General features: G+C 44.7%; 17 protein-coding genes and 1 pseudogene. 5 read left to right on the top strand and 13 right to left on the bottom strand.

All coding sequences use genetic code 11. The features are described from left to right. Positions 1 to 2: 2 nt before the first annotated feature. Together coxB and cyoE are read right to left on the bottom strand one after the other, a co-directional pair. Positions 3 to 1,067 carry a cytochrome c oxidase subunit II gene (gene coxB, locus BM213_RS08975; RefSeq protein WP_091703192.1) on the bottom strand — a complete coding sequence of 355 codons (1,065 nt, stop codon included), beginning with the start codon at positions 1,065 to 1,067 and terminating at the stop codon, positions 3 to 5. A gap of 85 nt (positions 1,068 to 1,152) precedes the next feature. After that, positions 1,153 to 2,058 (bottom strand): heme o synthase, encoded by a 906-nt coding sequence (gene cyoE, locus BM213_RS08970; protein ID WP_091703189.1) that lies wholly within the window; start codon positions 2,056 to 2,058, stop codon positions 1,153 to 1,155. A gap of 382 nt (positions 2,059 to 2,440) precedes the next feature. Here cyoE and BM213_RS08965 point away from each other — a divergent pair, with 382 nt between their 5' ends. Continuing rightward, complete coding sequence (locus BM213_RS08965) at positions 2,441 to 3,367, top strand: COX15/CtaA family protein (protein WP_167357393.1); 927 nt, start codon at positions 2,441 to 2,443, stop codon at positions 3,365 to 3,367. Between the two features lie 24 nt (positions 3,368 to 3,391). On the opposite strand, the gene pyc is transcribed toward BM213_RS08965, so the two are convergent. From pyc to BM213_RS08950, 3 genes are all read right to left on the bottom strand, one after another. Further along, positions 3,392 to 6,832: a pyruvate carboxylase gene (pyc, locus tag BM213_RS08960; protein ID WP_091703186.1), complete on the bottom strand. Its 3,441-nt coding sequence runs from the start codon at positions 6,830 to 6,832 to the stop codon at positions 3,392 to 3,394. Between the two features lie 66 nt (positions 6,833 to 6,898). Next, positions 6,899 to 8,095, bottom strand: a complete 1,197-nt coding sequence (locus tag BM213_RS08955) for an FtsW/RodA/SpoVE family cell cycle protein (RefSeq protein ID WP_091703183.1) — start codon at positions 8,093 to 8,095, stop codon at positions 6,899 to 6,901. 73 nt (positions 8,096 to 8,168) lie between these two features. Then, positions 8,169 to 8,459, bottom strand: a complete 291-nt coding sequence (locus tag BM213_RS08950; RefSeq protein WP_003395168.1) for an Fpa/YlaN family protein — start codon at positions 8,457 to 8,459, stop codon at positions 8,169 to 8,171. 139 nt (positions 8,460 to 8,598) lie between these two features. Here BM213_RS08950 and BM213_RS08945 point away from each other — a divergent pair, with 139 nt between their 5' ends. Next, positions 8,599 to 9,093, top strand: coding sequence for a molybdopterin-binding protein (locus BM213_RS08945; RefSeq protein WP_091703180.1), 495 nt, complete (start codon positions 8,599 to 8,601; stop codon positions 9,091 to 9,093). A gap of 28 nt (positions 9,094 to 9,121) precedes the next feature. Here the strand turns inward: BM213_RS08945 and BM213_RS08940 are convergent, their stop codons facing one another. After that, positions 9,122 to 10,453, bottom strand: a complete 1,332-nt coding sequence (locus BM213_RS08940) for a PhoH family protein (protein WP_003395173.1) — start codon at positions 10,451 to 10,453, stop codon at positions 9,122 to 9,124. 111 nt (positions 10,454 to 10,564) lie between these two features. On the opposite strand from BM213_RS08940, the gene BM213_RS08935 reads away from it, so the two are divergent. After that, a complete protein-coding gene (locus BM213_RS08935; RefSeq protein WP_091703177.1) occupies positions 10,565 to 11,149 on the top strand; it encodes a YhcN/YlaJ family sporulation lipoprotein in 585 nt (194 codons plus the stop codon). A gap of 20 nt (positions 11,150 to 11,169) precedes the next feature. On the opposite strand, the gene BM213_RS08930 is transcribed toward BM213_RS08935, so the two are convergent. Beyond that, entirely contained in the window at positions 11,170 to 11,625 is a 456-nt protein-coding gene (locus BM213_RS08930) for a pyridoxamine 5'-phosphate oxidase family protein (RefSeq protein WP_091703173.1), read from the bottom strand. A 92-nt stretch (positions 11,626 to 11,717) separates the two neighbouring features. Between BM213_RS08930 and BM213_RS08925 the strand changes: the two genes are divergently transcribed. Further along, a complete protein-coding gene (locus BM213_RS08925; RefSeq protein WP_091703170.1) occupies positions 11,718 to 11,918 on the top strand; it encodes a YlaI family protein in 201 nt (66 codons plus the stop codon). A gap of 100 nt (positions 11,919 to 12,018) precedes the next feature. Here BM213_RS08925 and BM213_RS08920 read toward each other — a convergent pair whose 3' ends face one another. Genes BM213_RS08920 through typA form a run of 3 tightly spaced genes read right to left on the bottom strand, consistent with a single transcriptional unit; the run spans position 12,019 to position 14,449 of the window. Continuing rightward, positions 12,019 to 12,300: a hypothetical protein gene (locus BM213_RS08920; RefSeq protein ID WP_091703168.1), complete on the bottom strand. Its 282-nt coding sequence runs from the start codon at positions 12,298 to 12,300 to the stop codon at positions 12,019 to 12,021. Beyond that, positions 12,297 to 12,602, bottom strand: a complete 306-nt coding sequence (locus BM213_RS08915) for a YlaH-like family protein (RefSeq protein ID WP_091703165.1) — start codon at positions 12,600 to 12,602, stop codon at positions 12,297 to 12,299. The genes BM213_RS08920 and BM213_RS08915 overlap by 4 nt, the downstream gene beginning before the upstream one ends. Positions 12,603 to 12,613: 11 nt before the next feature. Next, a complete protein-coding gene (gene typA / locus BM213_RS08910) occupies positions 12,614 to 14,449 on the bottom strand; it encodes a translational GTPase TypA (protein WP_091703163.1) in 1,836 nt (611 codons plus the stop codon). A 104-nt stretch (positions 14,450 to 14,553) separates the two neighbouring features. On the opposite strand from typA, the gene BM213_RS08905 reads away from it, so the two are divergent. After that, the gene (locus BM213_RS08905; protein ID WP_064220898.1) at positions 14,554 to 14,736 is read left to right on the top strand and encodes a DUF5325 family protein; all 183 of its coding nucleotides are present in this window, start codon (positions 14,554 to 14,556) and stop codon (positions 14,734 to 14,736) included. On the opposite strand, the gene BM213_RS08900 is transcribed toward BM213_RS08905, so the two are convergent. The 3 genes and pseudogenes from BM213_RS08900 to BM213_RS08890 form a co-directional block, all read right to left on the bottom strand. After that, positions 14,737 to 15,519: an inositol monophosphatase family protein gene (locus BM213_RS08900; protein WP_091703160.1), complete on the bottom strand. Its 783-nt coding sequence runs from the start codon at positions 15,517 to 15,519 to the stop codon at positions 14,737 to 14,739. A 65-nt stretch (positions 15,520 to 15,584) separates the two neighbouring features. Beyond that, the gene (locus BM213_RS08895; RefSeq protein WP_003395191.1) at positions 15,585 to 15,773 is read right to left on the bottom strand and encodes a hypothetical protein; all 189 of its coding nucleotides are present in this window, start codon (positions 15,771 to 15,773) and stop codon (positions 15,585 to 15,587) included. 123 nt (positions 15,774 to 15,896) lie between these two features. Further along, positions 15,897 to 16,130, bottom strand: a pseudogene (locus BM213_RS08890) (RNA-guided endonuclease IscB); the annotation flags it as partial.

Below are 16,130 nucleotides of genomic sequence, written 5' to 3'. Positions count from 1 at the left end.
CCTTACTCAACAGACAATGTCATTAAGTATTTTGTTAACGCTTCTAACTCTTCATCAGATAATGCTGGATAAGTATCTGTCATTTTGTTGCCTGGCTTAATTTTTTCTGGGTCTTTTAACCAAGCTTTTAAGTTTTCTTCATTATGTTCTAAAATACCCGCAATGCGAGAACGATCTGCAAAGTCCGCTAAGTTTGGCGCGATGCGCGCTTGTTCAGGACGACCATCAATTGGTGTGACAGCATGACAGCCAATACAGCTTTTATTGAAAATTTCTTCTCCTCGTTGCACAACTGGATCTGTTGAAGCAACAGGCTTTGCATTTTTCATTTTTTCTACCCATTGATCAAACTCAGCGCGAGGAATGGCCTTTACTTTAAAGTCCATCAATGCATGTGACGGGCCGCAAAGCTCCGCACATTTCCCGTAAAATAGACGCCCTGCCTCTTCGGCGCGTTTTTCATCAAATGTAAGGAAAAATTGGTTTGTATTATCTGTATTTGTATCCATTTTTCCTCCAGCCGCTGGAATCCAGAACGAGTGCTTGACGTCGGAAGCTTTTAAGTTGAAATACACGCGTTCGTCTGTTGGAACAACTAAATCTTGGCTTGTAATAATGCCATAATCCGGGTACTCAAACTCCCACCAGTACAAGTTCGCACGAACGTTGACGACAACGACGTCGCGCTCTTTTTTGTTCATCGGTTTTACATCCGCAAGCTTAAACGTGTATAAAACCGTTGGAACAGCTAGAATGATTAGTAAAATAATCGGAATAACTGTCCAAATGATTTCAAGCGTATGGCTTCCTTCCACTTGTTTTGGAATTTTGTTTTCCTCCCCTTTACGGCGACGGAAGCGAGTCACAACGTAAAGGAAGATGATCGTTACAACCGCAATGACGATGACCATGATGGCCGTGCTGAGCAGCATAAGGTCGTACTGCATGTCAGCTACTTCTCCTGCTGGTTGAAGCGTCGATAAAAACGGCTTGCCGCAACCAGCTAGCAAAAGCGCCATGGCGGAGATAAGAGAAACCAAGCGCCAATTTCGTAGCCACTTTTTCATAGCCTAATCAAACCCCTCTTTCGATTATGAAGTAAAGTGAAATATATACATTCTTTCTTTACAAAAAGAAAGAATTGTAAACCTTTTAATCAATGGTGACAATGACCATCGTCACGAACAAAATCGTTAAATAATTCAATGAATAAATGAACATCCATTTCGCCCATTTCATATCATCTTTCATCTTAAAGCCTGCTAATCCAAGCGCTAACCAACCGACATTTAATAGCGTGGCGATAACCATAAACGGAACGCCTAGTGAAAATAAGTAAAACGGCAACGGCAATAGCGCCACGATCCAAATGACGATTTGCCGCTTTGTCACTTCAAATCCGTGAACGACCGGCAACATCGGAATGCCCGCTGCACGATACTCTTCACACCGCCTCATCGCAAGCGCTAAAAAGTGCGGCGGCTGCCATAAAAACATAAGTAAAAATAAAATAACCGGAACGATGTGGAACGCATCATCAATCGCTGTCCAGCCAATGACGGGCGGAACTGCGCCAGAGACGCTTCCGATGACCGTATTGAACGTATTGCTTCTTTTCGACCACATCGTATATAAAAAGACGTACGTCACGACGCCAACTAATCCAATGATGGCGGCGGTGACAGTCGTCATAAGCAAACTGATCGTACCGGCCGCGACAAGAAGAATGCCAAACCAGAGTACGCGCTTCGGCTCTACGCTTCCGCTTACCGTCGGGCGACCTTTTGTCCGCTCCATCAAATGATCAATATCGCGATCAATGAAATTATTTAACGCACATGAACCTGCAATGACGAGCGCAGATCCAATGAGCGCAAAAAACACCGTATGCAAGTTGCTTAAAAAACCTTTCCCAGTAAAATGAAGGGCTAACCAAAGTCCCGTAAATGTCGTAATTAAATTGGAATTGACGATGCCAATTTTAACGACCGCCAACACATCTTTTAAAACACCTGTTTGTATTTTTGTCGTTTTTACATTTTTGACTACATCCGCCATCTGCCGCTACTCCTCTCTTAATGCCTTTGAAGGCGTTTCCATTATATACACGATAACGATATGTCGTCTCCGTATATTAAAGCACATTTCTCCATCAAATTGTGAACTTTTTTTGTCTTAATTGTGTCGAATTTGTGTCAAAATGATATTGCTACAATGAAGACGTTAAAAAATAGCCTCTCTTATATTTCTAGAAAACTCCGTCCAAATATTCAACTACATTTGTCACGTTTGCTATATTGTAAAATAATAAAACTTTGCGCTTTTCGACATTTTCCGCTAATATGAGAATAGAATTTTTTTGTACGTATTTCCCATTTTTATTATACAGTTTTTACTAGATATTTGCTATATAAAATTTTATGTTAAGGAAGTGGATACATTGCAACGGCTTTTGAAATGGTTTGCAGTAACGACAACAATCGGCATGCTTTTCGTTTTAATCGGCGGCGCACTTGTGACGAAAACGGGATCAGGTCTAGGATGCGGACGCTCATGGCCGCTATGCCATGGCGAACTCATTCCATCGAACATTACGGCTGAGCTTTTAATTGAATTAAGTCATCGCGTCGTCTCCGCTGTCGTCGGACTGATGGTGCTCATTTTATCCGTTTGGGCATGGAAAGCGATCGGTCACATTCGTGAAACGAAATTTTTAGCCATCGTTTCGTTCGTCTTCCTCGTTTTACAAGGACTCATTGGAGCAGCTGCGGTCGTATGGGGGCAATCTCCCGTTGTCCTCGCGCTTCATTTTGGCATTTCGTTAATTTCATTTGCTGCCGTCTTTTTATTGACGCTATTTATTTTTGAAGTCGATAAAAAATTTGATGCCGCGTCCGTCGTGCTTGATCGTACGATGAAAGTTCATATTTACGGCATTATCGTGTACTGCTACATCGTCGTCTATACAGGGGCGCTCGTTCGCCACAAACATGCAAGTCTAGCGTGTCCAAGTTGGCCATTTTGTGCACAAACACGCTTATTCCCAACGCAATTACATGAATGGATACAAATGGGACACCGATTTGCAGCTGGACTGTTGTTCATTTGGATTTTGTGGGCGACGATATATGCTGTGAAACGGTATAAACATCAGCCTGTCATATACTGGGGATGGCTAATCGCGCTCGTTCTCGTCACCTGCCAAGTTGTAACAGGAGCGCTCGTCGTCTTTACGGGACTAAATTTATACATCTCTCTAGCCCATGCGTTTTTCATCTCATGTTTGTTCGGTGTGCTTAGCTATTTTGTGCTATTGGCGACGCGCAGTAAAAAAGAGCACGACGTGCCATCTACCGCTCTAAAATAAAAGAACGAGGCAAGCCTCGTTCTTTTATTTTTCCGCTAATTCAATTAACAAATCGCCCGTTTGAATGGCGTCGCCGCCTTGAACGTAAATGTCTTTAACGACACCTGAAAACGGCGCTTGCACTGTCGTTTCCATTTTCATCGCTTCCGTAATCATGAGGTGATCGCCCTTTTTCACCTTTTCCCCTTTTTCAACGAGCACTTTTACGACCGTTCCCGGCATCGTCGCAGCAATATGGTTCGGATTGTTGCGATCGGCTTTCACGCGCGCGACAACTGTTGTTTTAATGCTTTCATCTTTAATGACTATTTCGCGCGGTTGACCGTTTAATTCAAAGTATACGATTCGCGTACCGTCCGCTTGCGGCTGACCGATGGAGACGAGTTTGACGATTAACGTTTTCCCTCTCTCAATTTCAACTTCAATTTCTTCACCAAGGCGCATGCCGTATAAAAACGTCGGCGTATCCAAAACAGATACATCCCCAAACTGCTCAACGGTGCGCGCATATTCAACGAACACTTTCGGATATAGCGCATAAGCGAGCACGTCGTAGTCTGTCACTTCGCGCTGGGTGAGATGATACAGTTCTTCCCGTACCTTTTCAAAATCGACAGGCTCTAACAGCTCTCCAGGACGAACGGTAATCGGTTCGCGCCCTTTTAAAATGATGCGCTGCAACGTTTCTGGGAATCCGCCGTGCGGCTGACCGAGATATCCTTCAAACAGTTCAACAACCGAATCAGGAAAATCAAGCGTCTCCCCACGCTCATAAATATCTTGTTCCGTCAAATTGTTTTGCACCATATATAACGCCATATCGCCGACAACTTTAGACGATGGCGTCACTTTCACGATGTCGCCAAATAAATCGTTGACGCGACGATACATTTCTTTTACTTCGTCCCAGCGGTCACCTAAACCGACCGCTTTCGCTTGTTGTTGTAAGTTACTATATTGTCCGCCCGGCATTTCGTGCATATACACTTCCGTATGCGGCGCGTTCATGCCGCTCTCAAAATCGGCGTAATATTTGCGCACATCTTCCCAATAGCGCGATAGTTTTTCAAGCGATGCAATGTCGACTTCCGGTGCGCGTTCCGTCCCTTCAAGCGCATAATAAAGCGTGTTGGCGCTCGGCTGTGACGTTAAACCAGCCATCGCACTTACCGCTACGTCGACAATATCGACTCCTGCCTCGATCGCTTTCGCGTACGTGTAAATGCCGTTTCCGCTCGTATCGTGCGTATGCAAATGAATCGGAATGTCGACTACTTCTTTCAAAGCAGAAATAAACGTATAGGCAGCTTGCGGCTTTAATAGCCCTGCCATATCTTTAATGGCTAAAATGTGGGCGCCAGCTTGTTCAAGCTCTTTCGCTAAGTTTTTATAGTAGTCGAGGTTATATTTTGTACGAGCTGGGTCAAAAATATCACCCGTATAGCAAATAGCTGCTTCAGCAACTTTTCCTGTTTGACGTACCGCATCGATCGCAACCGTCATTCCTTTCACCCAGTTTAAGCTGTCGAAAATGCGGAACACGTCAATCCCTGCTTCGGCTGATTTAGCAACAAACTCGCGAATGACGTTGTCTGGATAGTTTTTATATCCGACAGCATTCGACGCACGAAGCAACATTTGAAACAGGACGTTTGGAATTTTTTCACGCAATTGAATGAGCCGCTCCCACGGGTCTTCTTTTAAGAAGCGATACGCGACATCGAACGTCGCCCCACCCCACATTTCCATCGAGAAGAGCTGCGGCCATAAGCGTGCGGTCGGCTCAGCAATGCGCAACAAATCGTTTGTGCGCACGCGCGTCGCTAACAGCGATTGATGAGCATCACGAAACGTCGTATCCGTAAGCAATACACGGTTTTGCTCTTTAATCCATCGCACAAGCCCGTCCGCGCCATGCTCATCTAAAATATGTTTCGTCCCTTTCGGCATCGGTTCGATATAGTTCACTTTCGGGATGCGAGGAGGGTCAAACACCGGCTTTTTCTTTTTCCCGATGCCCGGAAAGCCGTTGACTGTCACCGTTCCGATATACGACAACATTTTCGTTCCGCGGTCTTTTCGTTTCGGGAAAATAAATAGCTCCGGCGTCGTATCAATAAATGACGTATCATATTCGCCTTTTAGAAACTTCGGATGTTGAACGACGTTTTCTAAAAACGGAATATTCGTTTTAATGCCGCGAATACGAAACTCGCGCAAGTTGCGCAACATTTTTGCCGCCGCTTGTTCAAACGTGAGCGCCCACGTCGTCACTTTAACTAATAACGAATCGTAATATGGCGTAATGATCGCCCCTTGAAAGCTATTTCCTGCATCTAAACGGACGCCGAAGCCGCCGCCGGAACGATACGCCATAATTCTTCCTGTATCTGGCATGAAGTTATTTAACGGATCTTCCGTTGTCACGCGCGATTGAATCGCATAGCCGTGAACAAAAATTTGCTCTTGCTTTGGAATACCAACTTTTTCACTATGTAGCGCATGTCCTTCCGCAATTAAAATTTGCGCTTGAACGATGTCGACGCCTGTAATCATTTCCGTAATCGTATGTTCGACTTGAATGCGCGGGTTGACTTCAATAAAGTAAAATTCATCGCCAGAAACGAGAAACTCAACCGTCCCTGCGTTCACGTATTGCACGTTTTTCATCAATTTTACTGCCGCTTCACAAATTTCTTCGCGAAGCTCCTTCGAGAGCGACACGCTTGGCGCTACTTCAACGACTTTTTGATGGCGACGCTGCACCGAGCAATCTCGGTCGTATAAGTGAACAATATTGCCGTATGCATCACCTAAAATTTGTACTTCAATATGTTTTGGACGTTCGATTAATTTTTCGACATATACTTCATCGCTACCAAATGCCGCTTTCGCCTCTGATTTGGCGCGCTCGTACGCTTCTTTCACTTCCGCTTGCGAACGAACGATGCGCATCCCACGACCGCCGCCGCCTAACGCAGCTTTAATGATCATCGGATAACCGTATGTCTCACCAAAGCGCAACACGTCCTCCAAGCTTTGCACAGGGTCATCGCTTCCCGGAATAACCGGAATGCCCGCTTGTTTCGCTTGGTGGCGCGCTTTCACTTTATCGCCGAACATATCTAAATGTTGTTGGCGCGGTCCGATAAAAATGATACCTTCCTCTTCACATCGTTTCGCAAATTCGATGTTTTCCGATAAAAAGCCGTAGCCCGGATGAATAGCATCTACATCATGCATTTTAGCAATCTCGATGATCCCTTCAATGTCTAAATAAGCTTCAATCGGCTTTTTTCCTTCCCCAACTAAATACGCTTCATCCGCTTTGTAGCGATGATACGATCCGGCATCTTCGCGCGAGTAAATCGCAACGGTGCGAATGCCGAGCTCGTTGCACGCGCGAAACACGCGAATCGCAATTTCCCCACGGTTTGCAACAAGTACTTTTTGAATACGCCTCATTATGCATCCTCCCCCCTATCGTTCATAATAAAAACTATAACGAATTTTCTGTATTTGTAAATAGGATTACAAAAAAGAAATATCATTTTTTTGAATATTGTTTTCTTTCTTCGTTTTATGTTTTTGTTCATACGTTGTGACAGCGGAAATGTTCGCAAGCACGCCTGCAGACATCATAAGTAAAACGAGCGACGATCCGCCGTAGCTGACAAACGGAAGCGGCACCCCTGTAAGCGGGATAATACCTGTCACCCCACCGAGATTAATGAACGCTTGAATGCCGATCATTGCGGAAATACCGATAGCTAATAAACTGCCGAACGCATCTGGACATCTCCTTGCAATGACAAAGCCGCGCAATACGATAAACGATAGTAAAATAAGGACGAATGAAACGCCGAATAAACCAAGCTCCTCTGCGATGACTGCCATAATAAAGTCGGTATGCGCTTCTGGCAAATAGCCGTATTTTTGAATGCCTTGTCCAAGACCGAGACCTTTTAGTCCCCCGTTTGCGATTGCGAAATATGAGTTAATGAGTTGATATCCTTCTTTTTGTGCGTATGCAAACGGATCTAAAAAGCTGTACAGCCGCGCCTTGCGCACTTCAGTAAAAACTTTATCATATATGAACGGAAGGGATAAGAGAAAAACAATCCCGAATAATACGCCTTGTTTAATTAATAGCCATTTGCTTGTTGCTGACGAAAGAATAATTGTTAAACAAATCGCAACGATAATGAGCATTGTTCCAGCGTCTGGTTGAAGAAAAATAAGCAAGCAAATAAACAGCATATAATAAATGGGAAAGAGCGCTTCTTGTGGCGATGTAAGCAATTTTTTTTGCTTGTTAGCTAAGACGCCGCTTAAGTAAATAATTAAACCGATTTTCGCAAATTCAGCTGGCTGAACGCGAATGAGACCGATTTTAATCCAGCTCGTCGCGTTGTTTGCTGTATGTCCAAATAAAAGGACGTAAAGGAGCGGCATCGGCATCGCAAAAAAAATAAATTGCAAAAACTTTTTGCGCGCATAATGTTTGTACGGAATGAAAGCCGTGAGCACAAACATGCACGCCCCGATCATCCATGCCCATTTTTGCTTTTGGAAAAAATAATCGCTTGGAGTATGAAAGCGGACGACCGCTGTAATCATGCTTGCGCTATATACCATCACAAGCCCGAACAACGATAATAAACATACCGCGAGGATGAGCGGATAATCATGGTATTTGACGAACGTTTTCAAACGCATATACTCCATCTTCCCTTTTCTTCTTTGCTCTCATTGTACTACAAAATAGAAAAAACCCAAACGAAATTCGTTTGAGTTTTTGTCATTTTTTCTTCTTTTTCGTGCACGCTTCATGCAATGCCGAAAGCTCGCGCTCAAGCCGGTCTAAAATCGCCTTCCCGTCTTTTTCATCGACAAGACCTAACCGAATCGCAAAATCGATTTCACGGGACAAACCGAACATTTGCGTATCTAACACTTCTTCGTATAGCGGACATTGCGGCATCGTTAAATGATCCATTTGTACTTGAATGAGCTTGACGATTTTTTCCGCATCCGCTTGCAATAGCGAATAGGCTCTTTCCCGAAAGTTTATCGCCACTTCAGGCGTCACGCTGACCCCTCCGTTCCGTACGTTCCTGTTCCTTCATCTTATCGTGAATGCGAGAAAAATGCAAGCATGACGTCTTGCTGTACAATTTTACAAACAAGCGCTTTCATCATATAATGAAAGGTAGATAGGGGGAATAAATATGGTAATCGTCATCAAAGGGAACGTGAAATTTACAATTACACTCGATCCGAGCGTATGGATTTTCGATGATCGAAAAGTAGATGTACATACTTATTTTACAAACAATGATGAAGTAACACAACAGAAAGAGACGGACGATATTCAAAAAATTTCAGCATATTGGGATCGTGAAATTCAAGAGGGAGCTGTCTCCCCACCAACGCTACAGACGGAAAAACAATTTGAAAAAGAAAAAATATTGACAGGCACATTTGGTATGCCGTTTGCCCCGTTTTTGCGCAACGCCGAACCGAACGATGACGCGGCGCGCGTCGTCATCGTGACAGAGCACGGTGATACGACCATTTCCATTGCGGAAGCATACGAACTTTTATTATGTTTCTCAAAAGATGGTAAGCCGTTAAAAGAAGACGGGCCTGTCCATATTTATTTCGGCGATGGCTCGAACCGCGGCAATCCGATCACACACGTGCGGGCGTTTATCGTCGAGTAAAAAGAGGCTTTTCGCCTCTTTTCGCGCTTTATAAAAGATCGGCGGCAAGCTGCGCAAGCGACGAACGCTCTCCTTTAATTAACCGCACGTGTCCAGCGACTTTTTGGTCTTTAAATTTTTCAACGACGTATGTGAGCCCATTATTGTATTCATCCAAATACGGATGGTCGATTTGGGCAGGGTCACCCATTAACACAATTTTACTTCGTTCCCCTACGCGCGTTAAAATCGTTTTCACTTCATGTTTCGTTAAATTTTGCGCTTCGTCAATAATAATGAACTGCTCCGGAATGCTTCGTCCGCGTATATATGTGAGCGCCTCCACTTCAATCGAACCCATTCCTGATAAAATGGCATCGAGTTCTCCCGGCTTTTTCGTATCAAATAAAAAGTGCAAGTTATCGAAAATCGGCTGCATCCACGGCCGTAATTTTTCTTGCTTCTCCCCCGGCAAATAGCCGATATCTTTCCCGACAGGTACGATTGGGCGAGCAACGAGCAACTTTTTATATAGCCGCAAATCTTCCGTTTGCATCAACCCCGCTGCTAAAGCAAGCAACGTCTTTCCTGTGCCTGCTTTTCCGATGAGCGTCACGAGCGGAATATCGGTGCGCAACAGCAACTCACATGCCATCGTTTGTTGCACGTTGCGCGGACGAATGCCCCAAATGTGATCGTAATGAAACACGAGTTTGCGCACTTTTTTTCCTGTATGATCGACAATGCCAAGCGCCGATGAAGAGCCGCCAAGCGCGTCTTTCATAACGATAAATTGATTCGGGTAAAACGGATGGTTTGTAATTTCAGCAAGCACAAGCTCACCTTTTTCATAAAAGCGCGCCAAATGATCTGAACTTATGTACAAATCTAAAAAGCCGGTGTAAATATGGTCAATTTCCACGACGCGATCGCTTAAAAAATCTTCTGCTTCAAGCCCGATCGCATCTGCTTTGACGCGCACGAGCGCATCTTTGCTCACTAAAATGACAGGTCGGCCATTTTCTTTCGTCTGCTCCTCAAGCAATAAATTTTTAGCGACCGCCAAAATACGATTGTCGTTCGTTTTTTCAATGAAAATTTCTTGCAGTTGGTGAAACGAGCGATGGTTTAATTCAATGCGCAGCACACCGCCGTTATGGAGCGGAATTTTTTCATGGAGTTTGCCGTTTTGGCGCAATTGATCAATGAGTTTGGACACTTGGCGCGCGTTTCGTCCTACTTCGTCCATATATCGTTTTTTCGAGTCCACTTCTTCTAATACGACAGCCGGGATGACGACTTCGTTATCTTGAAAGGAAAAAATGGAATACGGATCTTGTAAAAGAACGTTTGTATCTAATACGTATATTTTTTTGCTCACGTTTTCTCCCCCTTGACGACCGTCGGTGGACGGGATTGTTGTTTATATATATATGAATGGACGCATAAAGATAGAAGAAGTTTCGCAAAATAAAGTTAAAGACGGAAAGGGGTGGAACGATTGAAATATATAATTGTTTTTATTTTGCTTGTTGCGAGCGCCTGCGGACAGCAAGCGCAGCCAAATGACCGCCAATCGCTCGTTCATGTAAAAAATACGACAAACGAACAAATTGTCAATAAATCAGGACAACAAATTGCCCGTCATCTTGCGGATCTTGCCAGCAGCGTGCCGAACGTAAACGATGCGACCGTTCTCGTCGTCGGAAAATACGCGTTAGTAGGCATTGACGTGAACGCAAAACTTGATCCATCGCGCGTCGGGACAGTAAAATATTCCGTCGTCGAAAGCTTGCAAAAAGATCCGTACGGGGCGAACGCGATCGTTATTGCCGATGCAGATTTAAATGAGCGGCTGAAAGCGATTCAAAAACAAGTAGAAAAAGGAAAGCCGATTCAAGGATTTATGGATGAACTGGCGGCGATTGTCGGTCGCGTCATGCCTGAAATTCCAAGCGACTTTTTACAAACGACAAATCCGCGCTCAACAAGACAAAACGATAAGCAGCTAAATGAAGGGGAACAGCAGCAGTTAGAAAACGAACAACAAGAGCAATCAAACGACCATATGAAATAAGCCGAGCGATCTCGCTCGGCTTATGCTTGTTTTAACGCGCTCATTACTTGTTGATCGAGCTTGGCAGCAGCTTGCGCATCGTACGTTTTTTCATATTTCGGCTCAACGGAAATTTTCGCTCCGTAAAACATGACATCACGCACTTCTTCAATATCGACTTGAATAACAGCCAATTTGAGCGGAACGTTTTCTAGCTTTTCTACTTTCACATGCGCTTTTCCGCTAATGGAGTACGTCGACTCATTCGCGATGAGCACGATGGAAATAGCGCTGTTGGCACGCACGTTCGCAACGATTCGGGAACGTTGATCGACCGCAAAATACAATCGGTCAGGTGTTGGGGCATACACCCATGAAATCGCACTTGTATTTGGTGCACCTGTTTCATGGTCGATCGTGCATACGATGACAAATCGTTCTTTTTGCAGCGATTGGAATAACGGCTCAATTAATGTCGGTTCTACCGCATTTGGCATATCCATCCCTCCTTGCTTTTATCATACCTTTTTTTCACACACTTTCAAATGATATGATATACTATTTATCAAAAAACATGTGAGGTTTGACGATGAGAGTACGTTGCATTCTTTGTGAAAAAATAGATACGTTAAACGATGAATCGCTGTTTGCAAAACGTTTGCGCAACCGGCCGATTCATACATATATGTGCGAAACGTGCTATGCACGCATTGAGCGAAAAACGAAAGAGCGGCTCGCAACCGGCAAGTTTCGCTTTTACCGCTCGAGCAAACATGAAACGGAATGGTAAGTCAAATACTGTCGTCCCCCCAAAAACTTTTGCAACATTGGTGGGCGACGACAGCTATGTATGAAAATAAGAAAAAGCACCATGCACGAGACATGGGCGCTTATTCATAATTGATATATTTTTCTGGCTCGCGATTGATTTGATCAAGCATTGTTTCAACAAGTTCCGCTGGAAAGCGAAACGTGCGCACTTCATTGTTCACAGCAAAAGTGACAGTATAGACGTCGTCTTCTTTTGTATATGCGATTTGTTCAACTGCATGATCCTCGCGTAACAAGTCGGCAAAAAATTGTTCCGTCTCTTGTGCTGCCGTATCATCTGGGCGCGCATGTGCAACCACTTTAATTGTCAGCCAATTGTACACCGCATCTTGTAGCTTCATGCGCTCTCCTTCCTTTCTTGACGCAATCGCCATTTATAAATGATTAACACGACCGCTGCGACAAGCAATCCTTCTGCCACCGGTAAAAAAACAGCAAAAAACGTTAAAATCGTACAGCCGAGCACAAGTAGCGTATAAATGACAACGTTTTTTAATAGTGGCAGCTCGCGGGCAAAGCCAAGACGATACACGATAATTGCTAACACAACAATCGTTCCGTATAGCAGCCACATTCCTTTTTCCGGTTGTTCATGCACGTGATATAGCGAAGCGAAAAATGACAAGCGACCGATCACATCCATGACGACTCCTCCTACTTCTTTTGTTCAGCGAGTTTTTTCTTTTTCGCGATTTTTTCGCGTTCGTTTTTATCTAATATTTTTTTCCGTAAGCGAATCGATTGTGGCGTTACTTCGCAATATTCGTCGTCGTTTAAATATTCGAGCGCTTCTTCTAACGACATGAGGCGCGGTTTTTTCATCGTCACCGTCTGTTCTTTCGTTGAAGAGCGGACGTTTGTAACGTGCTTCGTTTTGCATACGTTAACGACTAAATCGTTGTCGCGGCTATGTTCGCCAACGATCATCCCTTCATATACTTCCGTTCCCGGCTCGATGAAAATGACGCCCCGATCCTCCACTTGCATAATGCCGTAAGCGGTCGCTTTTCCTGTTTCCATCGAAATGAGCACACCTTGATGTCTGCCGCCAATTTGACCTGCCATGACCGGCTGATAGCTATCAAATGAATGGTTTAAAATGCCGTATCCGCGCGTGAGCGACATAAATTCTGACCGATACCCGATTAATCCGCGCGCAGGAACGAGGAAAATAAGGCGCACTTGCCCGTTTCCGTTGTTGATCATATCGACCATTTCCCCTTTGCGCGCACCGAGCGACTCCATAATCGCCCCTGTATATTCTTCAGAAATATCAATTTGCACGCGCTCAACCGGCTCACACATGACGCCATCGATTTCTTTCATAATCACTTCCGGCTTCGACACTTGCAGTTCAAAACCTTCACGGCGCATATTTTCAATTAAAATCGATAAATGAAGCTCCCCACGACCTGACACGATCCATGCATCTGGCGAATCGGTCGGTTCGACGCGAAGCGATACGTCCGTTTCTAACTGGAGGCGAAGGCGCTCTTCAATTTTTCTCGCTGTGACATGTTTCCCTTCACGTCCGGCAAATGGGCTATTATTGACGAGAAACGTCATTTGCAACGTCGGCTCGTCAATGCGAAGCGGCGGCAACGCTTCTTGCACGTCGAGCGGACATACCGTCTCACCTACGTTAATATCTTCCATTCCGGAAACGGCGACTAAATCGCCAGCTTTCGCTTCTTCAATTTCGATGCGCTTTAAGCCGAGAAAGCCAAACAGTTTCGTGACGCGAAACGTTTTTACTGATCCGTCAAGTTTCATGAGCGCCACTTGTTGCCCTACTCGCATGCGCCCACGGAAAATGCGCCCGATGCCGATTCGGCCGACGTAGTCGTTATAGTCAAGAAGCGCCACTTGAAATTGAAGCGGCTCATCGCTATTGTCCATAGGGGCAGGAATATGTTCAACAATCGTTTCAAATAGCGCTGTCATATCATCATCTTGTTTATCGGCATCTAAACTTGCCGTCCCGTTAATCGCTGAAGCATACACGACCGGAAACTCAAGCTGATCTTCCGTTGCGCCAAGCTCAATAAATAAATCGAGCACTTCATCGACAACTTCGTGCGGTCGAGCAAATTCGCGGTCAATTTTATTGACGACGACAATCGGGGTTAAGTTTTGTTCGAGCGCTTTTTTTAATACGAATCGCGTTTGCGGCATGCATCCTTCGTACGCATCGACGACGAGAAGCACCCCATCGACAAGCCGCATAATGCGCTCGACTTCACCGCCAAAGTCCGCATGTCCCGGTGTATCTAAAATGTTAATGCGCGTCCCTTTGTATTGAATGGCTGTATTTTTTGCTAAAATGGTAATGCCTCGTTCACGTTCAAGATCGTTGCGATCAAGCGCCCGTTCTTCTACTTGTTCGTTCGCCCGAAACGTACCGGACTGGCGAAGCAATTGGTCGACTAACGTCGTTTTTCCATGGTCAACGTGCGCGATAATCGCGATGTTGCGAATATCGTTTCTCAATGGTTTCAACTCCTATTTTTCAACATTGCGCGTCTATTATAGCACAAACATAGTAGAAAAGCGGAATGTTTTGTTGTAATCTAAAGGAAAGAGGAGGAAAGCATATGAATAAATTTCAACCGCTTTTTTTTATAATGGCGCTACTTGCGACGATAACGTTAATAGGCACCGGCATTGCGATCGCTTATCGACATGTGCCAGCGATCGTCGGTTCTCTTATTGCCTTTTTTGGCGTGATGGGGCTTAGTTTTTCACTAAAAAAAAGAAAAAGCGCTAACGAGCGATAGTTAGCGCTTAATAATCGAAAGTACTTCTTCGTGCAATCCCGGTTTAGAAACGAATACGGAACTTTTTTCGATCATATTGAGCGGTTCGCCGTACAAGTTTGTCACGACACCGCCAACTTCTTGAACGATCACCATGCCACCTGCAATATCCCAAGGGGATAAACGAAGCGTAATGTACGCATCGAGCTTCCCAGCGGCAATGTACGCCATTTCGAGCGCAGCGGAACCGTACGAGCGAGTGCCGCGCGCTTTTTTTACGAGCGGGGCAAGCACATTCGGATCGATGCGGCGGTTTTCCGTCACCCATGTTGCATTTAATGAAATAACGGAGCGATCAAGCGTCGTTTTCTCAAGCGGAGGAAGCGGCGTACCGTTTACAAACGCCCCTTTTCCTTTTTGGGCATAGTACAGTTCGTCAAATGCGACGTCGTAAATGTAGCCGAGCATGCCTACCCCATCGTGAAACACCCCAACTGAAATGGCGAAATGACGCTGCTGGTGGACAAAATTCATCGTCCCGTCAATCGGATCAATGATCCAAACGGTGCCGTCTAACGCCTCGAGCTGATCGCCAAATCCTTCTTCCCCTAAAACGTGATGCGTCGGATATGTCTTGCGAATGCGCTCAATAAAAAATTGTTCAATTTCCCGATCGACGTTTGTAACTAAATCGGACGGACTTGACTTCGTTTCGATGTTTAGTTTCGTTTGGAACGCATCTCGAATGCGCTCCCCTGCTTCGCGAATCCAATGCTGCATATGTTGATCAATTTCGTTCCACATATTCATCCTCCTGCATATACTTATGTAGAAAAGGCGGCGCTTGCCGCCTTCTTCTCGCGCCCGTTTCATTTCGACAGACGAATCAGTTCTTGGCGTAATTTTTCTAATTTTCGTTTACATTCATTTTTTTTCGCTTCGTTATTTTCCAACATCGCTTCATAAAGGGTGGCTAATTCGTAGTCTACTTCGAGCTTTAATACTTTGATTCGTCGTTCTCCATCCATTCTTTTCAATCCATCGGCAGTTTTTCGCATATCGTGCACCCCTTCCGTTTTGAAGTCTTTTTTTGAATATTTTCTTTTTTTACATACTATGTAACGGAAATGGGATATGCAACTTTACATTTTCACGAAACTCACGCAAGGAAGCCCCTGCCTTTAGGCACGGGGAGGAATTGCGCCTTGTGCAAGTTCCGCTTCCTCCTTTCTGTAAGTATATCCATCAAATCGCTGAATGACTTGAATATATTTATAGCTGATTCCTTGTGCGATACGTTTACCGTCTTTTCCTTTGATGTCGAAATTTCCAGTCTTCCTGCATGCCACTTCACCAAACCACACGCCTTTGTATTTTCCTCTTGGAACAATAGCCTTAACCATGTCTCCTGTTTG

Source organism: Anoxybacillus pushchinoensis (assembly GCF_900111795.1).
Lineage (GTDB): Bacteria > Bacillota > Bacilli > Bacillales > Anoxybacillaceae > Anoxybacillus > Anoxybacillus pushchinoensis.
The sequence above is the reverse complement of the archived record's forward strand: the minus strand, read 5'-3'. Positions and strand labels throughout refer to the sequence as shown.

Excerpts from the sequence above, each read along its gene's own strand:
- BM213_RS08955 (WP_091703183.1), bottom strand. The coding sequence starts at position 8,095 with ATGGAGTATATGCGTTTGAAAACGTTCGTCAAATACCATGATTATCCG.
- BM213_RS08900 (WP_091703160.1), bottom strand. The coding sequence starts at position 15,519 with ATGTGGAACGAAATTGATCAACATATGCAGCATTGGATTCGCGAAGCA.
- BM213_RS08945 (WP_091703180.1), top strand. The coding sequence starts at position 8,599 with ATGGTAATCGTCATCAAAGGGAACGTGAAATTTACAATTACACTCGAT.
- BM213_RS08920 (WP_091703168.1), bottom strand. The coding sequence starts at position 12,300 with ATGAAGCTACAAGATGCGGTGTACAATTGGCTGACAATTAAAGTGGTT.
- pyc (WP_091703186.1), bottom strand. The coding sequence starts at position 6,832 with ATGAGGCGTATTCAAAAAGTACTTGTTGCAAACCGTGGGGAAATTGCG.
- BM213_RS08930 (WP_091703173.1), bottom strand. The coding sequence starts at position 11,625 with ATGCCAAATGCGGTAGAACCGACATTAATTGAGCCGTTATTCCAATCG.
- coxB (WP_091703192.1), bottom strand. The coding sequence starts at position 1,067 with ATGAAAAAGTGGCTACGAAATTGGCGCTTGGTTTCTCTTATCTCCGCC.
- cyoE (WP_091703189.1), bottom strand. The coding sequence starts at position 2,058 with ATGGCGGATGTAGTCAAAAATGTAAAAACGACAAAAATACAAACAGGT.
- BM213_RS08905 (WP_064220898.1), top strand. The coding sequence starts at position 14,554 with ATGAATAAATTTCAACCGCTTTTTTTTATAATGGCGCTACTTGCGACG.
- BM213_RS08915 (WP_091703165.1), bottom strand. The coding sequence starts at position 12,602 with ATGGATGTGATCGGTCGCTTGTCATTTTTCGCTTCGCTATATCACGTG.
- BM213_RS08895 (WP_003395191.1), bottom strand. The coding sequence starts at position 15,773 with ATGCGAAAAACTGCCGATGGATTGAAAAGAATGGATGGAGAACGACGA.
- BM213_RS08925 (WP_091703170.1), top strand. The coding sequence starts at position 11,718 with ATGAGAGTACGTTGCATTCTTTGTGAAAAAATAGATACGTTAAACGAT.